Origin of the sequence: Streptomyces flavochromogenes (genome assembly GCF_000717595.1) — a bacterium.
GTDB classification, from domain to species: Bacteria; Actinomycetota; Actinomycetes; order Streptomycetales; family Streptomycetaceae; genus Streptomyces; species Streptomyces flavochromogenes.
Map to the genome: position 1 here is coordinate 133,899 of NZ_JNZO01000011.1, position 23,939 is coordinate 157,837.

The following is a 23,939-nucleotide window of genomic DNA, read 5'->3' on the forward strand; positions in this document are numbered from 1 at the left end:
CGAGCTCATCGTTCTTCGGGGCGATGTATCCCATGAAATTCGATACCCGGAAAGGAGGAACAGTCATGGATCTCACCAACGTGATCGACCTGCAGGGCACCGAGATCGTCGCCGACGGCGTCGAGCTCCCCGCCAGCGGCTCCAGCGAGGGCTGCTGATGCCCGGGCGAGCGGGTCGGCTGTTGCGCGTGCGACGCGGAGCGGCCGGCCCGCCGCCCGTCCCTGTTTCCGACCCGTTCCGTACTGAAGGAGGCCGCGTGCCCCGATGGCAACTCACCCCGGTCAGTCCGCTCAGCGTCGGCATCGCCCTGCCGGAGCGGGTCGTCACCAACGAAGAGCTCTGCGCGACGCTGAAGACCTCGCCCGAGTGGATCGAGCGCAAGACCGGCATCCGGGAGCGGCGGTTCCTCTCCGACGGAGAGTCCATCACCGACCTGGTCGAGGAGAGCGCGCGCAAGGCCGTCCGGCAGGCCGGACTGACCATGCGTGACATCGATGTCCTGCTCGTGACCTGCAGCAGCCCCGAGTGGACAATGCCGTCCCTCGGCGTCCTGCTCGCCGAGCGGCTCGGCATCGAGACCCCGCGCATCATCGACATCACCCAGCACGCCTGCGCCTCCGTCGTCTACGCGGTCTACACCGCGTCCTGCCTGCTGCAGGAGCCGGACGTGCGCAACGCCCTCGTCGTGTGCGCCGAGGGTCCTTCGCGCGTCACCGACCCGGACGACCGCCTGGTGCGCATCTTCTTCGGCGACGCGGCCGGGGCCATGGTCCTCACCAAGACACCCGGTGACGTCGGCCTCCTCAGCTACGACCTGGGGAACGCGCCCTCGCCGAAGGTCGCCCTGGCGGCCACCGCCCTGCTCAACGGGCCGAAGACCGAGGGGGATCCGGAGATCGGGCCCTACCTCACCATGGACGGACCCACGGTGTGGCAGGAGGCCACCACCCGGGTTCCCAAGTCGCTCGCCGCAGCGCTCGACGCGGCCGGGGTCGAGGTCGACGACGTCGCCGGCTTCGCCCTGCACCAGGCCAATCTGCGGCTCATCGAGCACATCGCCGGCTCGGCCGGAATCGACATGGCCAAGGTCGCCATCACGGTCGACACCCTTGGCAACACCGGTGGCGCGTCACCGCTGACCGCTCTGTGGCGCCTCGCCGAGGACGGCCGGGCGAAGGCGGGCGACGTCATCGCGATGGGGGCCATCGGAGCCGGGTTCCTCTGGGGTTCCCTCTGCTTCCGGCTGCCCCGTGACATTCGAGTGGAGGCATGACCCATGGACCAACTGCGCGAGATCTTCCTCGGTCTCTTCGGCGAGCGCACGGGCGGTGAGGCCCCGGGCGACGACGACGTGGTCTTCGGCCGCGACAGCCGCTACGGCCTGGAGTCGATGGACACCCTGAGGTTCGCCTCCGCGCTGCTGCCGGTCTTCGGCGACGCGGTCTACGACCTCAAGGTCGAGAACGTGAGCTCGCTGCGCAGCATCCACGACCAGCTGCAGCCCGCCTAGGCACGACGGTGAAGGGCCTTCTCTGCGAACTGGTGCCGCTCACCCCCGACTCCCTTGATTCGGTGGCGAGATGGCTGAGCGGCACCGACTGCGAAACCCTGCTGCGGGGCACGTCGAGCCGGCTGGTACGCCGCTCCCGGTACGAGACGCTGGAGGGCGACGACCGCAGGGCGGCCCTGATCACCGACCGGCAGGGCACCCCCGTCGGAGTGGCGCACTACTGGCGTCTCGGCGAGGGCGTCTACGAGGTCGGCGGCGCCACGGGCGACGAGCGGCTGTGGCACACGGGCATCGGCATCGAGGCCGCGATGCTCCTCGTCGACTACCTCTTCGAGGTGCTGAACTGCCGCCGCGTCGAGTTCACCACCGGTCTGCACAACAACACGACGCTCCAGCTGGTGCTGACCGACGGACTGTCCCTGGAGGCGGTCTGCGAGGACTACTTCCAGACACCTAACGGCACGCTTCCGGCGGTGAAGTCCTCCCTGACCCGCGAGGAGTACCGCCGTCCCTATCCGCACTACCAGCCGCGCGTGGGACGGCGCGTCGACAGGGACCGCGTCCGGACGCTCACCGAGGGCCTGGTGGGGCGCGCGGCGGCCGATCCCGGATCTTCCGAGGAGAACAAAGCATGAGTGACGAACGGACGACGGAGTACCGCAACGTCGTGGTCATCGGCGGCACGAGCGGCCTCGGCCAGGAGGTGGCGCGGCAGTTCGCGCCCTTGGCGCAGAAGGTCTTCCTCACCTATCACGGGCGCCGTGAGGAGGCGGAGAAGGCGGCCGCCGCCGTCGTGGAGGCCGCCGGGACCGCGGAGATCCGCCAGCTGTCGCTGCCCACGGACGACATCGGCGGCGCGCGCATCCGGGAACTCCTCCTGGAGGCCTCTCCCTGCGACGTCGTGGTGAACTGCGCCGTCACCAACGAGGCCGCCGTGGCCACCATCTCCAACGCCGAGGCCTTCAAGACGGTCATCGACGCCAACGTCTTCGGCACGTACCAGATCAACGCCATCAGCGCGCAGACCCTTGCTGCGACGGGCGGCGGCAGCGTCGTCAACGTGTCCTCGATCCTCACCCGGCGCTACATCACCGGGGCGATCGGCTACATCACGAGCAAGGCCGCCATCGAGATGATGACGCGCGGCTTCGCCCGCGAGTGGGGCCGCCTCGGGGTGCGCTTCACCACCGTCTCGCCCGGCCCGATCCGCGACACCAGGCTTCTCGACACCGTGCCGCGCGAGGTCGTGGCCGAGGTCATGGGGCCGGACTTCGAGGAGAAGCTGATGCCTCCGGAGAAGGTCGCCGCGGTCATCCGCCGGATCACCGGCCCGGACTTCGCCGCCGTGAACGGCGAGGTCGTCGTCGTCGACGAGGGAGCGTCGCTGTGACCGACTCCGCCATCTACGTCTTCCCGTCGCAGGTCTACCTCGACGCGGACATCCGGCAGCGCTGCCTGGAGTCCCGGCAGATGCAGCTGATGCTCGACCTGGCCAGCGACACCCTGTCGATCGACTTCCGGGACGTGCTCCGCAACGGCGACGAGGAGCAGCTGAACGACGGGCGCTTCCGCCGCCCGCTCATCAACCTCATGGGCGTCGCCGGATACCAGCAGGACCTGCGCCGGCGGGACGTGCAGCCGGTCTGCGTGACCGGCATGAGCCTGGGCTTCATCAGCGCCGCCGCCGCCGTCGGCTGGGTCTCCCTGGAGGACATGGTGCGGATGTCGCACACCATGGCCGCCATCGAGATCGACGTGTTCGGGGGAACCGACTACGTCAGCGTCTTCTTCTACGTCGGCGACCACGAGGCCGTCTTCCGTGAGCTGCGCGCCCACGGCACCGACCACCTCCTGCACCTGTCCGGACACGTCTCCAGCAACCAGTTCCTGGCGGCGTGCCGCCTCGCGGACCTGGACGCCATGAAGCCGGCCCTCATGAAGGCGGGCGCCCTCTACAAGGCGATCCCGCACAGCTACCCGGGGCACTGCGACCTGATGGCCGGGGTCGGCAAGACCTTCGCCGACGAGTGGCGCTTCGCCGACCCGTGCCGGAACCTCGACATCCCGCTGATCAGCCACGACGCCCGCCCCTACACGAGCGGCGAGGCGATCGCGAAGCTGGCGGTCGAGCAGTACACCACCATCCTCGACTGGCAGGGGATCCTGCGGTACGTCGAGAGCCTGGAGCTCGACACCCACATCGTCCTGGAGCCCTCGGCCTTCGTGGTGAAGTCGATGCAGCTGGACCCGGAGTGCGGCATCGAACCGGTGACGGGCGGTCTCGGCCGTGTCGAGTGACCGTGCCCTCGTCTTCCCCGGCCTGGTGCCGCTGACGCGGGGCGAGCTGACCGCCGTACTGGAGACCAGGGACACACTGCTCGAACTGGCCGAGGGGACGAGCGGGTTCGCGGCACGCGACCTCGATGTCACCGACGGGCACGCGCAGTTGTCCTCGACCGTGCACGAATCACTGCTCGCCGTCGCCCTGTTGCGCCGCGTCGCGGCCGAGGGGCGGCGATGGGCCGCGTACGGCGGCATGAGCGCCGGCTGCATCCCCAGCCTGCTCGCCGCCGGGGTGATCACCGAGGAGACCTGTTTCCGGCTGATCCGGGACATCAACGAGACGCAGATCGCGGCGAAGGCGGCACGCCCCAACGGCATCACCCTCGCCCTGCTGCCCTCCTCGGAGGGCGACGCGGAACGGCTCGTGGAGGTCCTCGCGACCGCGGACGACAAGCCCTGGCTCTCCGTCGACCTCGGAGCCGGCCTGATCGCCCTCGCCTTCCGGGGCGACGACGCGGCGGCCCTCACCCGCCGCCTCGGTGCCCTCGGCACCGCCGTGCTCGACCGCATCGACCGGGCCGAGCACTGCCCGTGGGCGCTCCCCGGACCGGACGTGTTCGCGGAGCTCCTGGCGGGCGCCGACTTCCGCCCTGCGACGGCGGCGGTCGTCTCGCCGCTCACCGGGAAGCGGGTGGACGACACCCCGGAGGCGTACCGGCGGATGCTCACGGAGCAGTGGTTCGACACGGCGAGCCTGCCCCGGCTCGTCGACGGACTGTGCGCCGTCGACTCCGTGACCGCCGTGGACCTCGTCGGCCCGGCGAAATCGGTCTACGTCCCCCGCGTCCGGGCAATGACGGCCGGCCGGGCAGACCACCGACTCTTGACGATCGCAGGATGACAAGGAACACGCAGTGACCGAAGACAGCGTGACGATGCCCGTGGTGAACTCCTGGAACGAGTGGGACACCCTGCGGGAGGTCGTGGTCGGCTCCGCCACGGGAGCCTGCTTCGAGCCCACCGAACCCGGAAACCGTCCGCAGGTGCGCGGACCCGGCGACCTGCCCTTCCCGACCGGCCCCAAGTCCGACGAGGCCGTCCACCGCGCCGACGAGCAGCTGGAGGGCCTGGCAGCGGTCCTCGCCGGCCAGGGCGTGACCGTACGGCGTCCGGAGCCGTACGACTTCTCCCGGTCGCTGCGGACCCCCGGCTTCGAGGTCGAGAACCAGTACTGCGCGGTGTGCCCGCGCGACGTGATGATCACGCTGGGGAACGAGATCCTCGAAGCCACCATGTCCCGCCGGGCGCGCTACTTCGAGTACGAGCCCTACCGGAAGCTGGTGTACGGCTACTGGGAGGCGGACCAGCGGGTCGGCTGGACCGTGGCGCCCAAGCCCACCATGGCCGACTCCATGTACCGGCAGGACTTCTGGGAATGGCCCCTCGAAGAGCGGCACGCCCGGATGCACGACTCCGAGTTCTGCGTCACGCAGGACGAGGTGGTCTTCGACGCCGCCGACATGAGCCGCTTCGGCCGCGACATCCTCGTGCAGGAGTCGATGACCACCAACCGGGCCGGCATCCGCTGGCTCAAGCGGACCCTCGAACCCAAGGGGTTCCGTGTCCACCCGGTGCACTTCCCGCTCGACTACTTCCCCTCGCACATCGACTGCACCTTCGTGCCGCTGCGCCCGGGGCTCATCCTGACCAACCCCGACCGGCCGATCCGCGACGCCGAGCGGCGCATGTTCACCGAGAACGACTGGAAGCTGGTCGACGCTCCCGAGCCGGTGCTCACCAACGACGACATGCCGCCGTACTGCCAGTCCTCCAAGTGGCTCTCCATGAACGTCCTCAGCGTCTCCCCGGACACGGTGATCTGCGAGGAGCAGGAGAAGCCGCTCCAGGACCTCATGTACTCGCTCGGCTTCGAGGTGCTCACCGTCCCCTTCCGTGACGTCTTCGAGTACGGCGGATCCCTCCACTGCGCCACCTGGGACATCCGCCGGGACGGCACGCGCGAGGACTACTTCCCCTCCCTCTCGTCCCGACCGGCGGTCTGATGCCCAGCCACTCCTCCGCACTCCCGCCGGCCACCGTCGACGCGCTGGTACGCCGCCACGCCGACGGCCCGGCGGCCGCCACCGTCGCGATGGAGCACGGCGACCGGCGGGTGACCTACCGCGAGCTGGACGCCATGACCCTGCGGGTGGCCGACGCCCTCGGCCGCGCGGGCGTGGGGAGGGGTGACTTCGTCGGCGTCCGCCTGGCCCGCTCGCCCCGGGCGGTGGCGGCCATGCTGGGCGTCCTGCGCGCCGGGGCGGCGTACGTCCCGATCGACGTCGCCGACCCGGTGGAACGGGTCGGGCACGTGATCCGCACGGCGGGCGTCGCCCTGGTGATCACCGACGACGCGGCGGCGGCCGGCGGTCCCTCCGTACCGGCGCTCCGGTTCGACGAGGACTGCCGCCCGCTCGCCGGGGCGGCCCCGCCCGCGCCCGCCACCGCCCCCGATGCGACGGCGGTCCCCGCGACGGCCGCCGCGCCCGACCTCACCGCCGAGGACATCGCGTACGCCCTCTTCACCTCCGGCTCCACCGGCGCCCCCAAGGGCGCGCTGATGACACACGGCGCCCTGGTGAACCTGCTGGAGTGGCACGACCGGGCACGGCCGGGAAGCTGCGGCAGCCGCACGGCCCAGGTGTGCTCGCTCAGCTTCGACTTCTCGTTCCACGAGATCTTCTCCACCCTCGCCTTCGGCGGCACCCTCGTGTTCGCGGACGACGAGGTGCGGCGCAACCCGTTCGCGCTCCTGGCCCACCTGGGGGAGCGGCGCGTCGAGCGCCTCTTCCTCCCGGTGCCGCTGCTCGACCAGCTGGCCCAGGCCGCCGCCGGGGAGGACGAGGCGCTCCCGGCGCTGCGCGAGGTCGTCACCACCGGCCAGCAGCTGCGGACGACCCCGCACATCCGCGAGCTGTTCCGCCGCACCGGCGCCCTGCTGCACAACCACTACGGCGCGACCGAGTTCCAGGACGCCACCGCGCACACCCTGGACGGCGACCCCGACACCTGGCCCGCCGTCGCTCCGGTCGGACGCCCGATCGACGGCGTACGGGTCCGGATCCTCGACGAGGGTCTCGCCGAGGTGCCCGCGGGCGAGGAGGGCGAGCTGTGCGTCCTGGGCGCCGGCGTGTCCCCCGGCTACATCGGCCGGCCCGACCTGACGGCGCGCAGGTTCCTCGACGACCCGGCCGGCGGCGGTCGGCTCTACCGGACCGGCGACCTGGCCCGGATCGGGCAGGACGGCGTGATCGAACTCCGCGGCAGGATCGACACCCAGATCAAGGTCGCCGGGGTGCGGATCGAGGCGGGGGAGATCGAGGCCCTGCTCCTGGAGCACCCGGGCGTGCGGGACGCCGCCGTGCTCGCGCACGAGATCGACGGCCACACCCGGCTCGTCGCCCATGTCGTCCCCGCGCCCGCCCTGCCCGGTGACGGGGCGCCTCGGCTCCTCGACGCCTTCCTCGCGCCGAAGCTGCCGCGGGCGATGATGCCCGAGGCCTACGTGCTGCTGCCCGGGATGCCGCTGACCGCGAGCGGCAAGACCGACCGGGCCCGGCTGACCCCGCCCGAGGTCTTCGAGCGGCTCGCGGGGGAGGAGGTCGTCGCACCCCGGAGCACCACCGAACAGGTCCTCGCGGAGGTGTGGAGGTCCGTGCTGAGGCTGGCCGACATCTCCGTCGACGACCGCTTCTTCGACCTGGGGGGCACCTCCCTGCTCCTCGTCCGGGTACGGGCCGAACTGGCCCGCCGGCTCGGCCGTGACGTCCCCATGGTGGACCTGCTCCAGTACCCGACGATCCGGGCGCACGCCGCCCGGCTGGACGGGGCCGCGGCGGCCGCCGGGACCACCGGGGACGCGCACCTCCCGTCCGTCGAGCAGGAGACCACCGAGGACATCGCCGTCATCGGCATGGCGGGCCGCTTCCCCGGCGCGCCGGACGTGGAGACCTTCTGGCACAACCTCCGCCACGGCGTCGAGTCCGCGGGACCGCTGCCCGGCGGCGGCGCGGGCCAGCGGGACCCCGGCATCGCCGGCCATCCGGACTTCGTCGCGGCCGGCGCGGTCCTGCCGGACATCGACCTGTTCGACGCCGAGTTCTTCCAGCTGAGCCGGAAGGAGGCGGAGCTCCTCGACCCGCAGCAGCGCCTCTTCCTGGAGTGCGCCTGGGAGGCGATGGAGTCCGCAGGACACCCGCCGGGCGGCGCCTCGGCGGACCGCGTCGGCGTCTTCGCGGGCGCCGGCATGAGCACGTACCTCCTCAACAACCTCGCTCCGCACTTCGGTTACGGGCAGGGCAAGGCCCTCACCGAATCCGATCTGGAGCAGTTCCAGCTGAAGCTCGGCAACGACGGCAACTACCTCGCCACCCGGGTGTCGTACGCCCTGAACCTGCGCGGCCCCAGCGTGGGCGTGCAGTCGGCCTGCTCGACCTCCCTGGTCGCGGTCCACCTGGCGTGCCAGAGCCTGATCGACGGCGACAGCGACATGGCGCTCGCGGGCGGCGTGCACGTGGTCGTTCCGCAGGACGCCGGGTACGTCCACGAGGAGGGCATGATCATGTCCGCCGACGGCCACACCCGGACCTTCGACGCCGAGGCCACCGGCACCCTGTTCGGCAACGGCTGTGGAATCGTCGTCCTCAAGCGCCTCGCCCGTGCCCGTGCCGACGGCGACCGGGTGATCGCCGTCATCAAGGGCTCCGCCGTCAACAACGACGGCAGCGAGAAGATCAGCTTCACCGCCCCGAGCGTCACCGGTCAGGCCGACGTGGTCCGCACCGCGCTCTCCCGCGCGGGCGTGAAGCCCTCGGAGGTGGGTTACGTCGAGGCCCACGGCACCGGTACGGCCCTGGGCGACCCCGTCGAACTCGCCTCGCTCACCAGTGTGTTCGGGGCGGGAGCGGGCGACGGTGCCGTCGCCGTCGGCTCGGTCAAGACCAACATCGGGCACCTGGACGAGGCCGCCGGGGTGGCCGGGCTCATCAAGGCCGCCCTGTGCGTACGGGACGGCGTCCTCGTCCCGAGCCTGCACTACCGCGCGCCCAACTCCGAGATCGACTTCGACCGGTCCCCGTTCCGGGTGAGCACCGGGACCACCGTCTGGGAGACGGACGGCGCCCCGCGCACCGCGGGTGTCACCTCGCTCGGCGTGGGCGGCACCAACGCCCATGTCGTCGTCCAGCAGGCCCCGGAGAGCATTCCGGCGAGTGAGTCCGTTCCGCTCGGCGGTGATGCCGCGGCCACCGACACCGATGCCGCCGAGGCCCGGCTGCTCGTGCTGAGCGCGCGCGGCGAACGGGCGCTCGCGCAGCTGTCCGACCGGTACGCCGCCCACCTGGGCGCGGCCCCCCGCGACCTCTCCCTCGCGGACGTCGCCTTCACCGCGGCCACGGGCCGCAGGCACTTCCCCTACCGCCGTGCGGTGGTCGCGCGGTCCCCTGCCGACGCCGCCGCACGGCTCTGTGCGCGTCCCGGCGGGATCACCGTCCCGCCGGGCCGTCTCGCCCTCCTCTTCCCGGGGCAGGGGCCCCAGTACGCGGGCATGGGCCGCGAGCTGTACGACCGCGAGCCGGTGTTCCGGGAGGCCCTGGACCGCTGCGACGCGCTGCTCCGCGACCGCCTCGAACATCCGCTGCTGTCCGTCGTGTTCGCGGCGGACGGCGAGCCCTCCCCGCTCGGGGAGACGCGCTACGCCCAGCCGGCCCTCTTCGCGTTCGAGTACGCGCTCGCGCGGCTCTGGCACTCCTGGGGAGTACGGCCCGACGTCCTGCTCGGGCACAGCCACGGCGAGTACGCCGCCGCGTGCCTCGCCGGGGTCCTCTCCCTGGAGGACGCCCTGACCCTGGTCCATGCCCGGGGGCGGCTCATGCAGGCCCTGCCGGAGTCCGGCGCCATGGTCGCCGTCGCGCTCGACGAGGCCTCGGTGGCCGGGCTGCTCGGCCCCCACAGTGCCGTCGCCGTGGTCAACGGGCCCCGCTCCACCGTCATGTCGGGCCGGGTCGACGAGATCGACGCCGCCTGCGCCGTACTCGCCGAGCGCGGTGTGCGGCACAGGAGGCTGGACATCTCCATCGCCTCGCACTCGCCGCTCATGCGGCCGATGCTGGCCGAGTTCGAGGCGGTCGCCCGCTCGGTGCGCTACCGGGAGCCGCGCGTCGAGATCATCTCCACCGTCACGGGCGCGCCCATCGGCAGGGAGATGGCCGACTGGCGGTACTGGGTCGAGCAGATCACCCGGCCGGTGCGCTTCCACGACGCGGCGACCGCCCTGCGGTCGGCCGGCGCCCGCGTGCTGCTGGAGATCTCGCCCAAGCCGACGCTGCTCCAGCTCGTCGAGGACCTCTTCGACGAGGGCGACGCGGCGCTCGTCCCCAGCATGCGGGCCGACGGCGGTCACGAGCATCTCCTCGGCGCCCTTGGCGCGCTGTACGAGGCGGGCGTCGACCCCGACTGGGACGCGGTCCTCGGCGGCCGCGACCGGCGGCGCGTGGCCCTGCCGACGTACCCCTGGCAGCGTGAGCGGCACTGGATCGACGCCTCGGAGCGGACGGGCGAGCCAGGGCGGACGGGCGAGCCGGTCGGGGCCGGCGCGGACTTCCTCGGCGCGCGGCTCGGCCTCGCGGGCGGCGGCGGTGTGCGGTTCACCTCGACGGTCGGGGTGGGCACCGTGTCCTGGCTGCGGGACCACCGGGTGTTCGGCTCCGTGGTCATGCCCGGCGTCGCCTTCCAGGAACTCGCCTGCGCGGCGGCCCGCGAGGCCTTCGGACCGGTCCCCGCCCGGGTGCGGGACTTCCACATCCACCGGGCCCTGGTGTTCCCCGACGAGACCACGCTGCGGCGGATGCAGGTCGTCCTGGCGCCCGAGGGGGACGGCACGTACACCTTCGAGGTCCACTCGACCCTCCTGCCGGCCGACTCCGGCAGCGGTCCGGAGCAGCCCGAGGAGTGGACGCTGCACGCCTCGGGGCAACTGGAGTCCGGCGCCGCCGAGGCGTCCTTCGTGCCGCTGCCGGCGGCCGGTGCCCTCGACGCGCTGCGGACGCGGTTCGCGGACCATCCGCTGCCTCCCGAGGAGATCTACCAGCGGGAGCGGGAGCGGGACATCGACCTCGGTCCGCTCTTCCGGGTGACCGACCGGCTGTGGCACCGGGGCTCCGAGGCGCTGTCCCACATCGCGCTCGGGCCCGCCCTGCGGCCGGAGACGGACCGCCACCGGGTGCACCCCGTGCTCCTGGAGGCGTGTTTCCTCGCGCTGACCGTCACGTACCCGGAGAAGCTGGGCCGGCGGACGTACGTCCCGCTCGGCGTGGACCGCATCCGGATCGAGGGGCATGCCGCGGGCGACGAGGCCTGGTGCCACGCCCGGATCCGGCCCACGGATCAGGACGACCCGGAGACCCTGCGGGCCGACATCGACCTGTGGGCCGCGGACGGCACGCTCCTCCTCGCCCTGGACGGGGTCCTGCTCAAGCGCGCGGCGCGCGAGACGATGATCCCCGCGGCCCGTGAGCCCTGGCGGGACTGGTTGTACGAGACCCGCTGGACTCCGACCCGGCTGCCCGCGCCGGCCCCGTCGGCGGGGCGCTGGCTCGTCGTGTCGGACGACCCGCTGGGCGCCGCTCTCGGCGACTTCGCCCGCCTCCACGGGGTCGCGTGCGAGGTGCTGACCGGTGAGGCGGCGGGGAGCACCGCGCCCGAGGAGTACGACCTGGTGGTTCTGTGCGGGCCGTCCGGACCGCACACCGGGCGGGGGTCCGGGACCGGTCGCGTGTCCGGTCCCGATCGCGCCGCCGGTCCCGACGCCGGTCCCGATCGCGCCGCCGGTCCCGACGCCGGTCCCGATCGCGCCGCCCGTGCCGACGCCGGTCCCGATCGCGCCGCCGGCCCCGGGGCCCGGGACGCCGCGGCGGACGCCGAGGCGGAGAGCGCCCTGATGCTCCGGCTCGTCCAGCGCCTCGCCGCCCGTACCGAGGGCACCCCGCGCTGGTGCCTGGCGACCCAGGGCGCCCGGCCCGTGGGCGGCCGGTCCGTGACCGCGCCCGCCGGGGCGGCGGCATGGGGCCTCGGCAGGTCGGCGGCGGCCGAACACCCCGACGTACGCCACCTCCTGGTCGACCTCGACCCGGCGACGCCCGTCGAGGCGAGGGCCGCGCTGCTGTACGCCGAACTCGCCCAGGTCTGTGCCGCGCGGGACCAGCCCGAGCACCACCGGGTCGGCTACGAGGGCCACCGCCGGCACGTCGAGGCCCTCGCACGCGGCGCCGCCCCCGCGCGGCCGGAGCCGGATCCGCAGCCGGGTTCCGTGCTGCGCCCCGACGCCACGTACCTGGTCACCGGCGGCCTCGGCGGTCTCGGTCTGGCGGCAGCCCGGACGCTGAGCGCCTCGGGTGCCCGGCACCTCGTCCTGCTGGGCCGTACGCCGCCGGGCGACGCGGCCCTGCGGGACATCGAGGCCCTGCGTACCGAGGGCTGTGACGTCCGCGTGGTCACGGCGGACGTCGCCGACGCGGAGCAGCTCGCCCGGGCCCTGGCGCCGCCGCCCGACGGTCCGGAGCAGCCGCGGCTCGCGGGCGTGCTGCACCTGGCCGGAGTGCTCGACGACGGGGTGCTGCTGCTCCAGTCGCCGGAGCGGCTCGGGCGGGTCATGGCCCCCAAGGCGCGGGGCGCGTGGAACCTGCACGAGCTCACCCGCGAGCTGCCGCTGGACTTCTTCGTCCTGTTCTCCTCGGTGTCGGGACTCCTCGGCACCCCGGGGCAGACGACGTACGCGGCGGCCAACGCCTTCCTCGACGGCCTCGCCTCGCACCGGCGCGGACTCGGTCTGCCTGCCCTGTCCGTGCAGTGGGGCTCGTGGTCGGAGACGGGCATGAGCGCGCGGGCCGGTGTCAACGCGAAGCTGGTGTCCCGGGGCGAGGGGGTCATCCCGCTCGCGGACGGACTCGCCGCGCTGCTCGGTCTGTTGACCGCGCGGCCCGACGACGGCGCCCTCGCGGTGCTGCCCGTGGACTGGACGCGGTTCGCCGACCGCGACGCACCGGCGCTGCGCGGTCTCCTGGCGGCGATGCCGGGTGCCGGGCGGGGTCCCTCGGAGAGCGGCGGGTTCCGGGCGGCGTTCGACGCGGCGTCCTCCGGGGTGCGCGGGGAACTGCTGCTGGCCCGGGTCAGGGAGCAGGTGGCCCGGGTGCTCGGTGAGACGGACCCCGACGCGGGGGAGACGGACGACCTGGACGTCTTCGCCCGCGGCCTGGACTCGCTGACGGCGATCGAGCTCAGACGGAACCTGCAGCGCGCCCTGGGGTGCCGTCTGGGGCAGTCGGCCGTGTACGACCACCCGACGGTCGCGGCGCTCGCCGGGCATCTGGGGGAACTCATCGAGGACGACGGGAGCGGTACGCGATGACGAAGCTGGTGTGTCTGCACCACGCGGGGGGCAGCCCCTCGGTCTTCCGCCCGTGGGAGTTGTACGCGCCGCCGGGGATCGAGGTCGTCGCGATCGCCCTTCCGGAGGTGCCGGCGGCGGCCGCGTCGACGGGCCCGGCGGTGGCTCCGCGCCGGCAGATCGGAGCGCTGGTCCCGGTCCTCGCGGATCTGGTCCGCGAAGAGGTCGGCGACGAGGATTTCGTGCTCTTCGGGAAGAGCATGGGCGGACTTCTCGCCTATCTCGTCACCCGGTATTTCGGGGAATGCGGCGGGCCGCTGCCGAAGGCACTTGCCGTGGCCAGTTTCGGGGCGCCGCACCGTCCTTGGCAGAATTTCACCGAAGGATATGAGGACGACCGGAGGCTCGTGCGATATCTGCACGAGATCGGGAGCATCCCGGAGTGGGCCGTCGAGCATCCCGAATGGGTGGCGCCCTACCTCGGGCGGCTCCGCGAGGACGCCCGTATGTGCGCCGAGTTCCGTTTCGAGCCGCAGGGCGCCCCGTTGTCCGTGCCGGTCCGGGTCTTCGGCGGAGACCGGGATCCGCTGGTCCCGGTCGAGGCCGTACGCCGGTGGTCGGAGCTCGGCGACGACGTCGAGGTGACGATCCTGCCCGGCGGTCATTTCCTGGTCTCCGAGGACATCGGCCTGCTCAGGCAGTCGGTTTTCGGCCTGGTCTCCGCAATTCGGCCATCGGCTTGTGGTGTCGAGCCCGCCATATGGCGTACCGTGGAGGCGAGTTGACAGTTTCTTTACCGAGCGCAGACATACCCCAGGAGGCTCACAGGTATGAAGCGAATTTTCGGCCTCGCGGCAATCGTCGCAGGCGGAGTGCTCGCCCTCTTCTTCCCGGATCTCGAATTCGGCTGGTTCAAGGGCCGCCCGCTGGGAATCGCCCTTGTCGTCATCGGCGGAATCGAACTCCTGGAGAGCACGCGACGCCGCAAGCCGAAGGGTTTCGTCGAGGAGCTGCGCGACGACCTCGGCCTCGGTTCGCGGAACCGCGACAGGGACGAGGACCGGCGCGGGAGCCGCGGCAGGGACCGTGAGCGCGACCAGGACCGGGAGATGGTGCGGGAGTTCGACCAGGAGGTGGAGCGTGAGGCGCGGAAGTACCGCGACTACCCGGACCTCTAGCTCCCGCGGGGACAGTGACACGAACGGGGAGTGACCAAGCGATGCCGGAGTTCGGCACCATCGGATTCGACAAGAGCGAAGAGGCCCGGTCGAAGCGGGCGAAACTGTTCCTCGTGGCCACGGGCACGCTGTCCACGGCGCACCTGCCCTTCTGGCTCAACTGGCTTTCGTCCAACCGTCCCCACTACGAGGTGACGATTGGGCTGACCGACTCGGCCAGGAAGTTCGTGAGCGCCCCGGCGCTCGCCGCGATCACCGGTTCCCCGGTGGTCGGCAACACCTGGGACACGGCGGACGGCCTGCGACCGGTCCACACGCGCATCGCCGCCGACTACGACGGCCTCCTGGTGTTCCCGGCCTCCGTCGCCTTCACCTCGGCCCTGGCCGCTGCCTCCGGCACCTCGCCGTTCCACCTGGCCGCGCTCGGCACGGCGGCGCCGGTCGTGCTCGCCCCCACGTTTCCGCCCGGGGTGGCCGACAATCCGCTGGTCGCCGACGTGTTCCGCAGACTGGGCTCCGTACCGAACTACCACGTCGTCGAGCCCCGTAAGGGGACGAGCCGTTCGACCGGCGCCGAGACGGACGTGACCGCGCCCCTGTGGGACGTGATCGCGGCGTTCGAGGCGGCACGCCGGGCGCCCGCGCCGGGCGGGGCCCCCGCGCCGGCATCGGACCCGGCCTCCGCGCCGGGCGAGGCCCAGGCACCGGACGACGCCCCCGCGCCGGCGGCGGACACCACCGTGACCGCACCGGTACCCGTATCCGCCTGACACCCCGCCCGAGACCCCCCGGTGGCCGGGCCGTTCAGACAGCGACGCTCAACAAGAGGCCGAGCACATGGACTACTTCTATTACACGTTCGCCGACCCCGACGCGTACGACGACATCGGCCGCTGGAAGGCCGACCCGCGGGACCCGCGGTTCGACCGGATACGCAGCGGCCTGACCGCCGTCCCCCACACCGAGGGCTGGCACTACGCCCAGCACGGGATCTGGACGGTCTGCCGCCCCGGCCCCGATCCCGTGCGCGGCCAGGGCTGGAAGATCCATGTGGCGGTGACGCCGGAGACCTTCGCCCCCCTCGTCGACGTCGTCTCCGCCTTCTGTTACGAGCGCGGTGTCCCCTTCAAGTTCCTCGCGCGCCACGAGTACGCGTGGCTGATCAACGCCAAGTACGCGCCGCGCCCGGTCAGCGGGAAGGGCGTCGTCCTCTACCCGGCCGACGAGGAGCAGTCCGTCGCCCTGGCCGCCGAGCTGACGGACCTTCTGGAGCCCTGGCAGGGCCCGCGGGTCCTGTCCGACCTGCGCCTCGACGAGGGCGTGGTCCACGTCCGGTACGGGGCCTACACCCGCCGCTACTGCCGCAACGCCGACGGCAAGGTCACCTTCGCGCTCGAAGACCCGGAAGGCCGCCTCGTCCCGGACCGCAGGGCCGTGCCCTTCCGCGCCCCGTCGTTCGTGAGCGTGCCCGAGGCCTTCACCGCCCCGGCGTCCGCGCCGGACGGCCCCGTGCCCCCGTACCGGATCGACAAGACGCTGCACTTCTCCAACAGCGGTGGCGTGTACCTCGCGACGCACAAGGAGACCGGCGGCCAGGTCGTCCTGAAGGAAGCGCGCCCGATGGCGGGCTACGACCTGATCGGCGGCGACGCCGTCGAGCGGGCCCGCCAGGAGTACGCCGCCCTGCGCAGGTTCGCCGACCTGCCGGCCGTGCCCGCCGCCCACGAGCAGTTCACCTGGCAGGGTCACCTGTTCACGGTGATGGAGTACGTCCGCGGCACCACGCTCCTGGAGTGGTGCGCCGCCAAGCAGCCCTATCTGCTGCGCCCCGACCCGATGACGCCGCCCACCGCGGCGGACATCCAGGAGTACCGCGAGCAGCTCGACAGCATCCTTCCCCAGGTCCGCGCCTTCCTGTCGGCGCTGTGGGAGCGGGGCCACGTCTTCGGGGACGTGCATCCGGGCAACGTCATCGTGACCCCGGACCTGGAGGTCAGGTTCATCGACCTGGAGGCGTGCATCGAGGAGGACGCCCCGCGTCCCTTCCCCGGCGCACCCGGGTTCAACGACTACACCCGCACCGGGCGGGCGGCGGACGAGTACGCCCTCGGCATGCTGGAGCTGTCCTGCTACCTGCCGCTCACCCATCTCGTACGGATGGACGCGGCGAAGCTCCCCCTCCTGGTGGCCACCAGCGTCGAGCGCTACGGCCTGCCGGCGGAGTGGGCCGAGCGGATCCTGCGCCTCTGCGCCCCCGTCGCCACCGCGGCCGCACCCGTCCCCGCCGCGGTCTCGCCCGCACCCGTGACCACCGCGGCCCCGTCCGCCCCCGCCGAGGCCCGGACCGCCCTCCGTGCGGCGTCCAGCCATCTCGACGACGCGCTCGGCTTCGAGGAGTGGGCCGCGCAGATCGTCGCCGGTCTCGCGGACACCATGACCCCGGACCGCACGGACCGGCTCTTCCGCAACGACTTCTCGGGCTTCACCCTCTCCCCGGTGTGCCTCGCCACGGGCGCCTCCGGCGTGCTGTGGTCGCTCCTCGGGACCCGGGGCGTCGACGCGCCGGAGCTGGTGGAGCGGATCGTCGACTGGATCGCCGTCCGCGGCCGGGAGTCGTCCGCCGTCCGGCTCGAATCCGGCCTGTACGACAGTGAACTCGGCGCCGGATACGCCCTCTGGCGGCACGGCCGCCCCGAGCACGCCCGTGGCCTCGTGGACGCCGCCCTGGCGAAGGACCACCACAGTGCCGGGCTCAGCCTGTTCAGCGGCCTCGGAGGCGTCTTCCTGGCCACCGCCGAGATGGCGGCCGCGTCCGATCCGTTCGTCGCGGCGGCCACGGCCGAGAAGCTCGGCGGGGAACTCGCCGACCGCGCCCGGCGCTTCCTCGCCCGGCTCAAGGCGAGCGAGACGCCCGACGTCGCCCACTTCGGGCTCCTGCACGGTGTCGCGGGCATCGGGCTCGCCGTCCACCGCTACGGACTGCTCGTGGACGACGCCGCGGCGGTGGACCTGGCACGCGAACTGCTGGAGTTCGAGCTGACCGGCTACGTGCGCTGCGCGGACGGCTCCCTCCAGTTCAACGAGGCCGAACGCCGGAGCCTCGGCTACGTCGAGGTCGGCTCGCTCGGCACGGCGCTGGTCCTCTCGGAGTTCGCCCGGCACGAGGGCTGGGCCCCCGCCGACGCGGGCATCCCCGACCTGGTGCGGGCCAACGGCCCCGAGTTGATGGTCCAGAGCGGGCTCTTCCGCGGCCGGTCCGGGTTCATCGCGGGCCTGGCCTCGCTCGCCCGCGACGGACACGAGCAGCCGGCCCGGTCGTTCGTCGAGCGCCACATGAACCAGCTCGGCCTGCACGAGATCCGCCCGGCGGAAGGCCGGCTGCACTATCCCGGCACGCGCAACTACAAGCTCTCCGGCGATCTGCGGACCGGCAGCGCCGGGGTGCTCACGAGCATCGCCTTCGCGGAGGGGCGCCGCGACGCGTGGCTCCCCGGAGTCCGGTAGTGGGCGACGTCCTGGGCCAGGTCCTGCCCCTGGCCCTGCTCGACACCCTCGGCGTGTCCACGATCGCCATCCCCGTCTGGTTCCTGCTCATGCCGTCGGGGCTGCGGATCGGCCGCGTCTTCGGCTACCTCGCCCTCGTCTCACTGGGCTACCTCGTGCTCGGCCTGGTGCTCCTGAGCACCCTCGCGGCGGTACGCGAGGACCTGAAGAGCGCGCTGGAATCGCCGGCCGGCGACACGGCGATGGGCGTGGCGGGCGGCGCCCTGCTCCTCCTCGCCGCCTGGTACGGACTGCTGCGCCGGGAGAGGCCCGGCTCCGGCCGGCTCGTCCGCTGGCGGGAACAGGCGGTGGGCCGGTCCTCGACGGCGAAGGGCCTGATCACCGTCTCCACCCTGGCCGTCGTCCTCGAAGCGGCCACGATGTTCCCCTACTTGGCGGCCATCGGAATCCTGGGCGATTCGGCGCTGCCCTGGCCGTCCCAGGCGGCCGTCCTGGCGGTCTACTGCCTGGTGATGGTCGCCCCGGCCGTGCTCGTGGCCCTGGCCCGGCTGGTCTCGAAGAGCGCGGTCCACCGGCCGCTGCGCAGGATCGACATCTGGCTCAGGGACAACGCCCGGGAGAACACGGCCTGGCTCATCGCCCTCGCGGGATTCATCCTGCTGTCGAACAGCACCGCCTACGACCGGATCATGGCCCTGCTCTCCTCCGACTGACTCCGGCCCACCCGGGCGCCCCCGGCTGACGGAGGGCCAGGGCCCCGAAAAGAAGAACCCCTCCGATCCGTTTCCACGGATCGGAGGGGTTCCTGCTGGCGGTAGCGGAGGGATTTGAACCCTCGGTGACTTGCGCCACACTCGCTTTCGAGGCGAGCTCCTTCGGCCGCTCGGACACGCTACCGAGAGAGAGCTTAGCCGAAACTCGCGCTGCGATGAAATCCGTATCCCGTGGCAGGTCAGCGGGTGCGGAAGAAGGCCGTGAGCTGCTCCGCGCACTCCTCGCCGAGCACGCCCTGGATCACCTCGGGCCGGTGGTTGAGCCGACGGTCCCGTACGAGGTCCCAGAGCGAACCCGCCGCGCCAGCCTTCTCGTCCGGCGCGCCGAACACCACCCGATCGACCCGCGACTGGACGAGTGCCCCCGCGCACATCACGCACGGCTCCAGGGTCACGACCAGCGTGCAGCCCGTGAGCCGCCATTCCCCGGTCGCCGCGGCCGCCCGGCGCAGGGCGATCACCTCGGCGTGCGCGGTGGGGTCCCCGGTCGCCTCCCGCTCGTTGTGCCCGCGGGCGAGCACGGCGCCGCCGGGACCGAGCACGACCGCGCCGACCGGTACGTCACCGGCCGGCACGGCCGCGTCGGCCTCGGCGAGGGCGACGCGCATGGCGTCCCGCCAAGGGTCCCGAACGGGGTCGTGCACAGGTACGGCAGGTACAGCGCGTGCCACTAGCGGACGGCCTCCAGGACCTCGGCGGCACCCAGCGCGTCCGCGATCTCCGCGAGCGCGTCGCTTTCGAGCGCCAGCAGATCCGCCGGGGACATGCCGAGGTCGGCCAGGATCAGCCGGTCGCCGACCGGAGCGGCCGGCACGGCCTCGGCCGCGACGCTCGTCTCCTCGTCGTCGTCCGCGTCGCCGTCGAGCGGCTCCCCGTCCTCCGTACCGTCCAGGTCCAGCGATTCGAGCTCGTCGACGATGTCGTCCAGGTCGTCGCCGAGGATCTCCCGGGTGAGGATCTCCCCGTACGAGGAACGGGCGGCGGCGGCGCCGTCCGAGACGTAGATGCGAGGGTCTTCCTCACCCTCGATCCGTACGATCCCGAACCACGCGTCCTCCTGCTCGATGAAGACGATCACCGTGTCGTCGTCCGAGGCCTCGCGGGCGAGCTCGGTCAGATCCGACAGGGTCTCCACGTCGTCGAGCTCCGTGTCGCTCGCTTCCCACCCGTCTTCGGTGCGCGCGAGCAGTGCGGCGAAGTACACCTGACTCTCTCCCACTGATCAGAGGTGTGACGATCCGGCGGCGCGCTCCTGATGCCCCGCCCAATCGGCATCGTGACAGATACGGCGCCCACAGGAGAGGTCTTCGGCTCTTGCGTCGTGCATCAGTCTGAACGACCCCGCGATCGGGCGGGCGTGCGACCCCGGCGCACACAGGGGGCGCACAGGGGGGCGGGACGGGGCGCGGCCGGGGACGGAGCGGTCGGTGGCCCGGGCGGGGGCCGGGCAGGCGTCGCGTGCCCCTGGGCGGGCTTCCGGCGGACTCCCGGCGGGCTCCTCACCAGCGGAAGGTGCGCATGCGCATGGCCTGGCGCATCCGGGCCGCCCGCGCGCGTCGCGGCTGGACGCGTTCGCGCAGCGCTTTCGCCTCGCCGAGTTCACGGAGGAACTGGGCGCGGCGCCTGCGGCGCTCCGCGTCCGTCTCCGGTGCCGGTGTCCGGGCCGCCCCCTCGGCGGCGCCGTCGGCCGGTTCTTCCAGGTGCGGCATCGGCCACTCCAACCCCATCGCTGGGTCCCCGTGCCACCCACCTTCCCCCAGTGGCGTGGGTCGACGCCAGTGCGCGGCGGGCTACTGTTGAGTCATGCGTCTCCACGTCGTCGATCACCCGCTGGTCGCCCACAAGCTCACCACGCTGCGCGACAAGCGCACGGATTCCGCGACCTTCCGTCGGCTCGCCGACGAGCTGGTCACCCTGCTCGCCTACGAGGCCACCAGGGACGTCCGGACCGAGCAGGTCGACATCGAGACCCCCGTCACGCCCACGACCGGCGTGAAGCTGTCGTACCCGCGTCCGCTGGTGGTCCCGATCCTGCGCGCCGGTCTCGGCATGCTCGACGGCATGGTCCGGCTGCTCCCGACCGCCGAGGTCGGCTTCCTCGGCATGATCCGCAACGAGGAGACGCTGGAGGCGTCGACCTACGCCACGCGGATGCCGGAGGACCTCTCGGGCCGCCAGGTGTACGTCCTGGACCCGATGCTGGCGACCGGCGGCACGCTCGTCGCGGCCATCCAGGAGCTCATCAAGCGCGGCGCCGACGACGTGACCGCCGTCGTGCTCCTCGCCGCCCCGGAGGGCGTCGAGGTCATGGAGCGCGAGCTGGCGGGCACCCCCGTCACCGTCGTGACGGCCTCGGTCGACGAACGTCTCAACGAGAACGGCTACATCGTTCCGGGCCTGGGCGACGCGGGCGACCGCATGTACGGCTCCGCCGAATAGCGAGCAGGGGCTTCCGCCCCGGTGAGCAGCAGGCTGTCGGCTCCGCCGAGCAGCCTCCGGCTCCTCGGCGGTGCGTCAGCACTTTCCGGTCGGTACGGGCGCGGGCTTGGTCAGGGCGACCAGGGCCGCGTCCGCCGTCTTTTTCGGGGCCAGGTTCTTGAAGGCTGTCCCGATGATCAGGTCCACGTCCGCCGTGCCCCGGGTGTCCGTCTTCGTCGTGGCGCCCGCGAGCTGGGTGCCGAGGACGGGGAAGACGCCCTTGGCGGCGGTCGTGGCGCCGAGGAGCAGGCCGGAGCCGGGGACCTTCTTGTCGTAGGCGGCGGGCGCGTTGCCCACCTTGCCGATCTTGAAGCCGCGCTTCTTGAGCTCGTCCGCGGTCGTCTTGGCGAGCCCGCTGCGCGGGGTCGCGTTGTAGACGTTGACCGTGATCTGGGCGGGCTTGGGGAGGGCGGCCGCGGGTGCGGTCGTCGCCCCGGGGGCGGGCTTGCAGTCCGCCTGTTTTCCGGCCGTCGCCCTGGTGCCCTCGTCGCCGGAGAAGACGTCGACGAGCTGGAGCGTGCCCCAGCCGGCCGCGCCGAGCACGACGACGGCGGCGGCGGACGCGAGGATGATCCTGCGCCGGCGGTGGGGGCGGCGCATGCGCGGGTAGACGTCCCCCGTGATGCGGTACTTTCCGCCCATTCCGGGGGGAGTGAGCATGCTCATGAACGCAGCGTAATGCCGCCCGTCGGCGATGCCTACTTGATGATCATGTGATCGCGTCCGGATGGGGGCGAACTGACCCCGAAAGGGTCAGCGAGTACGGGCCGGTCGGCGCCGTCTCAGTCCATTTCCAGGACGCGGGCGTGCAGCACCTGGCGCTGCTGGAGCGCCGCGCGGACGGCGCGGTGCAGTCCGTCCTCGAGGTAGAGATCGCCCTGCCACTTCACGACGTGCGCGAAGAGGTCGCCGTAGAACGTGGAGTCCTCGGCGAGCAGCGTCTCCAGGTCCAGCTGGCCCTTGGTGGTGACCAGCTGATCGAGACGGACCGGGCGCGGGGCGACGTCCGCCCACTGCCGGGTGCTTTCCCGGCCGTGGTCGGGATACGGCTTTCCGTTTCCGATGCGCTTGAAGATCACACGGAAAGCCTACCGGGCGAGCGGCTCCCGGCGCAGCCATGCACGGGCAGTGGGATGCTGGTGCGAACCGTGACAAACCGGAATCGGGGTGCCGTGATGAGCGCGAGCGAGCAGCCACCGGCCGCGCTGGGCGGCCCTGCCGCCGAGATCGCCGCCGGGTACGCCTTCGAGGGCGCGGCACTCGATCTGGGGGCACTGCTCTGGGACGGCGCATGTCACCCGGACGCGCCGATCCGCATCCCGCTGCCCGTGCTCAACCGGCACGGACTGGTCGCCGGCGCGACCGGCACCGGCAAGACGAAGACGCTCCAGCTGATCGCCGAGCAGCTCTCGGCGAACGGCGTGCCGGTCTTCCTCGCCGACATCAAGGGCGACGTCTCCGGCGTCTCCGCCCCCGGCGAGGACGGCGAGAAGGTCCGGGAGCGGGCCGCCCAGGTCGGCCAGGAGTGGCGGGCGACGGGCTTCCCCTGCGAGTTCTACGGGCTCGGCGGGACCGGTCCCGGCATCCCCGTGCGCGCCACGGTGACAGGTTTCGGCCCCGTACTGCTGTCGAAGGTGCTCCAGCTCAACCAGACGCAGGAGCAGTCGCTGGGCCTGATCTTCCACTACGCCGACGCCAAGGGCCTGGAGCTGGTGGACCTCAAGGATCTCCGGGCGGTGGTGGCGTTCCTGGTCTCGGACACCGGGAAGGCCGAGCTCAAGGGGATCGGCGGGCTGTCCACGGTGACGGCCGGGGTGATCCTGCGGTCGATCACGGCCTTCGAGCAGCAGGGCGCGGGCGGCTTCTTCGGGGAGCCGGAGTTCGACACGGCTGCGTTCCTGCGGACGGCTGCGGACGGGCGCGGGATCGTCTCGGTCCTGGAGCTGCCTGCCGTGCAGGACAAGCCGCAGCTCTTCTCGACCTTCCTGATGTGGATGCTGGCGGATCTCTTCAACGACCTGCCGGAGGTCGGCGATCCGGAGAAGCCGAAGCTGGTCTTCTTCTTCGACGAGGCGCATCTGCTGTTCAGCGGTGCGTCGAAGGCGTTCCTGGCGTCGATCACCCAGACCGTGCGGCTGATCCGCTCGAAGGGGATCGGCGTGTTCTTCGTGACGCAGACGCCGAAGGACGTGCCCTCGGACGTGCTCGCGCAGCTCGGCAACCGGGTGCAGCACGCGCTGCGCGCCTTCACCCCGGACGACGCGAAGGCCCTGAAGGCGACGGTACGGACGTTCCCCAAGTCGCCGTACGACCTGGAGGAGGTCCTCACGGGCCTCGGCACGGGCGAGGCGGTGATCACCGTACTGAGCGAGAAGGGCGCCCCGACCCCGGTCGCGGCGACCAGGCTGCGGGCGCCGGAGTCGCTGATGGGCCCGGTCGACGCGGCGGCCCTGGACGCGGCGGTGAAGGGCTCGCCGCTCTACGGGCGGTACGCGGAGGCGGTGGACCGCGAGTCGGCGTACGAGCGTCTGACGGCCGAGCAGCAGGCGGCGGAGGCCGCGGCACTCGACGCGGCGGCCGCCAAGGAGGCGGAGAAGGAGGGCAAGGCGGGGAGGCAGGGCGGAGGGAGGGCTCCGAAGCCGGAGCCCTCCCTCGCCGAACAGGTGGTGGGCAGTGGGGTGTTCAAGTCCCTGGCGCGCTCGATCGGCACCCAGCTGGGCCGGGAGATCAGCCGCTCGATCTTCGGCACCGCCCGCCGCAAGAGGTAGCGG

The 23,939-nt window shown here is 72.3% G+C and carries 20 protein-coding genes and 1 tRNA gene; 15 read left to right on the plus strand and 6 right to left on the minus strand.

The annotated features are described in order from the left end of the window. Positions 1-256: 256 nt before the first annotated feature. The 13 genes from IF00_RS0114665 to IF00_RS45630 all read left to right on the plus strand — a co-directional run bounded on the left by IF00_RS0114665 (position 257) and on the right by IF00_RS45630 (position 18,630). Positions 257-1,273, plus strand: a complete 1,017-nt coding sequence (locus IF00_RS0114665; protein ID WP_037638239.1) for a 3-oxoacyl-ACP synthase III family protein — start codon at positions 257-259, stop codon at positions 1,271-1,273. 3 nt (positions 1,274-1,276) lie between these two features. After that, entirely contained in the window at positions 1,277-1,510 is a 234-nt protein-coding gene (locus tag IF00_RS0114670) for a hypothetical protein (protein ID WP_030318153.1), read from the plus strand. An 8-nt stretch (positions 1,511-1,518) separates the two neighbouring features. Next, a complete protein-coding gene (locus IF00_RS42650) occupies positions 1,519-2,145 on the plus strand; it encodes a GNAT family N-acetyltransferase (protein WP_030318155.1) in 627 nt (208 codons plus the stop codon). Beyond that, entirely contained in the window at positions 2,142-2,900 is a 759-nt protein-coding gene (locus tag IF00_RS0114680; RefSeq protein WP_030318157.1) for an SDR family oxidoreductase, read from the plus strand. Before IF00_RS42650 ends, IF00_RS0114680 begins: the two co-directional genes overlap by 4 nt. Then, a complete protein-coding gene (locus tag IF00_RS0114685; protein ID WP_030318158.1) occupies positions 2,897-3,808 on the plus strand; it encodes an ACP S-malonyltransferase in 912 nt (303 codons plus the stop codon). The genes IF00_RS0114680 and IF00_RS0114685 overlap by 4 nt, the downstream gene beginning before the upstream one ends. After that, entirely contained in the window at positions 3,798-4,694 is an 897-nt protein-coding gene (locus tag IF00_RS0114690) for a hypothetical protein (protein WP_030318160.1), read from the plus strand. The genes IF00_RS0114685 and IF00_RS0114690 overlap by 11 nt, the downstream gene beginning before the upstream one ends. Before the next feature lie 34 nt (positions 4,695-4,728). After that, positions 4,729-5,856, plus strand: coding sequence for a glycine amidinotransferase (locus tag IF00_RS0114695; protein WP_030318162.1), 1,128 nt, complete (start codon positions 4,729-4,731; stop codon positions 5,854-5,856). Next, positions 5,856-13,256 (plus strand): type I polyketide synthase, encoded by a 7,401-nt coding sequence (locus IF00_RS0114700; protein WP_051820257.1) that lies wholly within the window; start codon positions 5,856-5,858, stop codon positions 13,254-13,256. The genes IF00_RS0114695 and IF00_RS0114700 overlap by 1 nt, the downstream gene beginning before the upstream one ends. Then, positions 13,253-14,020, plus strand: coding sequence for a thioesterase II family protein (locus IF00_RS42655; RefSeq protein WP_051820259.1), 768 nt, complete (start codon positions 13,253-13,255; stop codon positions 14,018-14,020). Before IF00_RS0114700 ends, IF00_RS42655 begins: the two co-directional genes overlap by 4 nt. Before the next feature lie 45 nt (positions 14,021-14,065). Further along, a complete protein-coding gene (locus tag IF00_RS0114710; protein ID WP_063740656.1) occupies positions 14,066-14,413 on the plus strand; it encodes a hypothetical protein in 348 nt (115 codons plus the stop codon). A gap of 41 nt (positions 14,414-14,454) precedes the next feature. Further along, positions 14,455-15,183, plus strand: coding sequence for a flavoprotein (locus IF00_RS42660; RefSeq protein WP_051820261.1), 729 nt, complete (start codon positions 14,455-14,457; stop codon positions 15,181-15,183). A gap of 67 nt (positions 15,184-15,250) precedes the next feature. Continuing rightward, a complete protein-coding gene (gene lanKC, locus IF00_RS45625; RefSeq protein ID WP_030318172.1) occupies positions 15,251-17,917 on the plus strand; it encodes a class III lanthionine synthetase LanKC in 2,667 nt (888 codons plus the stop codon). Continuing rightward, positions 17,917-18,630 (plus strand): GAP family protein, encoded by a 714-nt coding sequence (locus tag IF00_RS45630; protein WP_030318173.1) that lies wholly within the window; start codon positions 17,917-17,919, stop codon positions 18,628-18,630. Before lanKC ends, IF00_RS45630 begins: the two co-directional genes overlap by 1 nt. Before the next feature lie 96 nt (positions 18,631-18,726). On the opposite strand, the gene IF00_RS0114730 is transcribed toward IF00_RS45630, so the two are convergent. The 4 genes from IF00_RS0114730 to IF00_RS0114745 all read right to left on the minus strand — a co-directional run bounded on the left by IF00_RS0114730 (position 18,727) and on the right by IF00_RS0114745 (position 20,399). After that, positions 18,727-18,814, minus strand: a tRNA-Ser gene (locus IF00_RS0114730). A gap of 55 nt (positions 18,815-18,869) precedes the next feature. Next, complete coding sequence (gene tadA / locus IF00_RS0114735) at positions 18,870-19,361, minus strand: tRNA adenosine(34) deaminase TadA (protein ID WP_078944689.1); 492 nt, start codon at positions 19,359-19,361, stop codon at positions 18,870-18,872. Further along, positions 19,361-19,894, minus strand: a complete 534-nt coding sequence (locus tag IF00_RS0114740) for a tRNA adenosine deaminase-associated protein (RefSeq protein WP_030318175.1) — start codon at positions 19,892-19,894, stop codon at positions 19,361-19,363. The genes tadA and IF00_RS0114740 overlap by 1 nt, the downstream gene beginning before the upstream one ends. A gap of 295 nt (positions 19,895-20,189) precedes the next feature. Then, the gene (locus tag IF00_RS0114745) at positions 20,190-20,399 is read right to left on the minus strand and encodes a hypothetical protein (RefSeq protein WP_030318177.1); all 210 of its coding nucleotides are present in this window, start codon (positions 20,397-20,399) and stop codon (positions 20,190-20,192) included. 94 nt (positions 20,400-20,493) lie between these two features. Between IF00_RS0114745 and upp the strand changes: the two genes are divergently transcribed. Beyond that, on the plus strand, positions 20,494-21,129 hold the full coding sequence (gene upp / locus IF00_RS0114750) for a uracil phosphoribosyltransferase (RefSeq protein WP_015034991.1): 636 nt from the start codon (positions 20,494-20,496) through the stop codon (positions 21,127-21,129). 75 nt (positions 21,130-21,204) lie between these two features. Here upp and IF00_RS0114755 read toward each other — a convergent pair whose 3' ends face one another. Next, on the minus strand, positions 21,205-21,834 hold the full coding sequence (locus IF00_RS0114755) for a LytR C-terminal domain-containing protein (protein WP_037638244.1): 630 nt from the start codon (positions 21,832-21,834) through the stop codon (positions 21,205-21,207). Between the two features lie 116 nt (positions 21,835-21,950). Further along, positions 21,951-22,247 carry a type II toxin-antitoxin system VapB family antitoxin gene (locus tag IF00_RS0114760; RefSeq protein ID WP_015034993.1) on the minus strand — a complete coding sequence of 99 codons (297 nt, stop codon included), beginning with the start codon at positions 22,245-22,247 and terminating at the stop codon, positions 21,951-21,953. A 96-nt stretch (positions 22,248-22,343) separates the two neighbouring features. Here IF00_RS0114760 and IF00_RS0114765 point away from each other — a divergent pair, with 96 nt between their 5' ends. Next, positions 22,344-23,936 (plus strand): helicase HerA-like domain-containing protein, encoded by a 1,593-nt coding sequence (locus IF00_RS0114765; protein ID WP_030318181.1) that lies wholly within the window; start codon positions 22,344-22,346, stop codon positions 23,934-23,936. Positions 23,937-23,939 lie beyond the last annotated feature (3 nt).

Coding starts and splice junctions, on each gene's coding strand:
- IF00_RS0114670 (WP_030318153.1), top strand. CDS start 1,277: ATGGACCAACTGCGCGAGATCTTCCTCGGTCTCTTCGGCGAGCGCACG.
- IF00_RS0114680 (WP_030318157.1), top strand. CDS start 2,142: ATGAGTGACGAACGGACGACGGAGTACCGCAACGTCGTGGTCATCGGC.
- IF00_RS0114695 (WP_030318162.1), top strand. CDS start 4,729: ATGCCCGTGGTGAACTCCTGGAACGAGTGGGACACCCTGCGGGAGGTC.
- IF00_RS0114700 (WP_051820257.1), top strand. CDS start 5,856: ATGCCCAGCCACTCCTCCGCACTCCCGCCGGCCACCGTCGACGCGCTG.
- IF00_RS42655 (WP_051820259.1), top strand. CDS start 13,253: ATGACGAAGCTGGTGTGTCTGCACCACGCGGGGGGCAGCCCCTCGGTC.
- IF00_RS0114710 (WP_063740656.1), top strand. CDS start 14,066: ATGAAGCGAATTTTCGGCCTCGCGGCAATCGTCGCAGGCGGAGTGCTC.
- IF00_RS42660 (WP_051820261.1), top strand. CDS start 14,455: ATGCCGGAGTTCGGCACCATCGGATTCGACAAGAGCGAAGAGGCCCGG.
- lanKC (WP_030318172.1), top strand. CDS start 15,251: ATGGACTACTTCTATTACACGTTCGCCGACCCCGACGCGTACGACGAC.
- IF00_RS0114745 (WP_030318177.1), bottom strand. CDS start 20,399: ATGCCGCACCTGGAAGAACCGGCCGACGGCGCCGCCGAGGGGGCGGCC.
- upp (WP_015034991.1), top strand. CDS start 20,494: ATGCGTCTCCACGTCGTCGATCACCCGCTGGTCGCCCACAAGCTCACC.
- IF00_RS0114755 (WP_037638244.1), bottom strand. CDS start 21,834: ATGAGCATGCTCACTCCCCCCGGAATGGGCGGAAAGTACCGCATCACG.
- IF00_RS0114765 (WP_030318181.1), top strand. CDS start 22,344: ATGAGCGCGAGCGAGCAGCCACCGGCCGCGCTGGGCGGCCCTGCCGCC.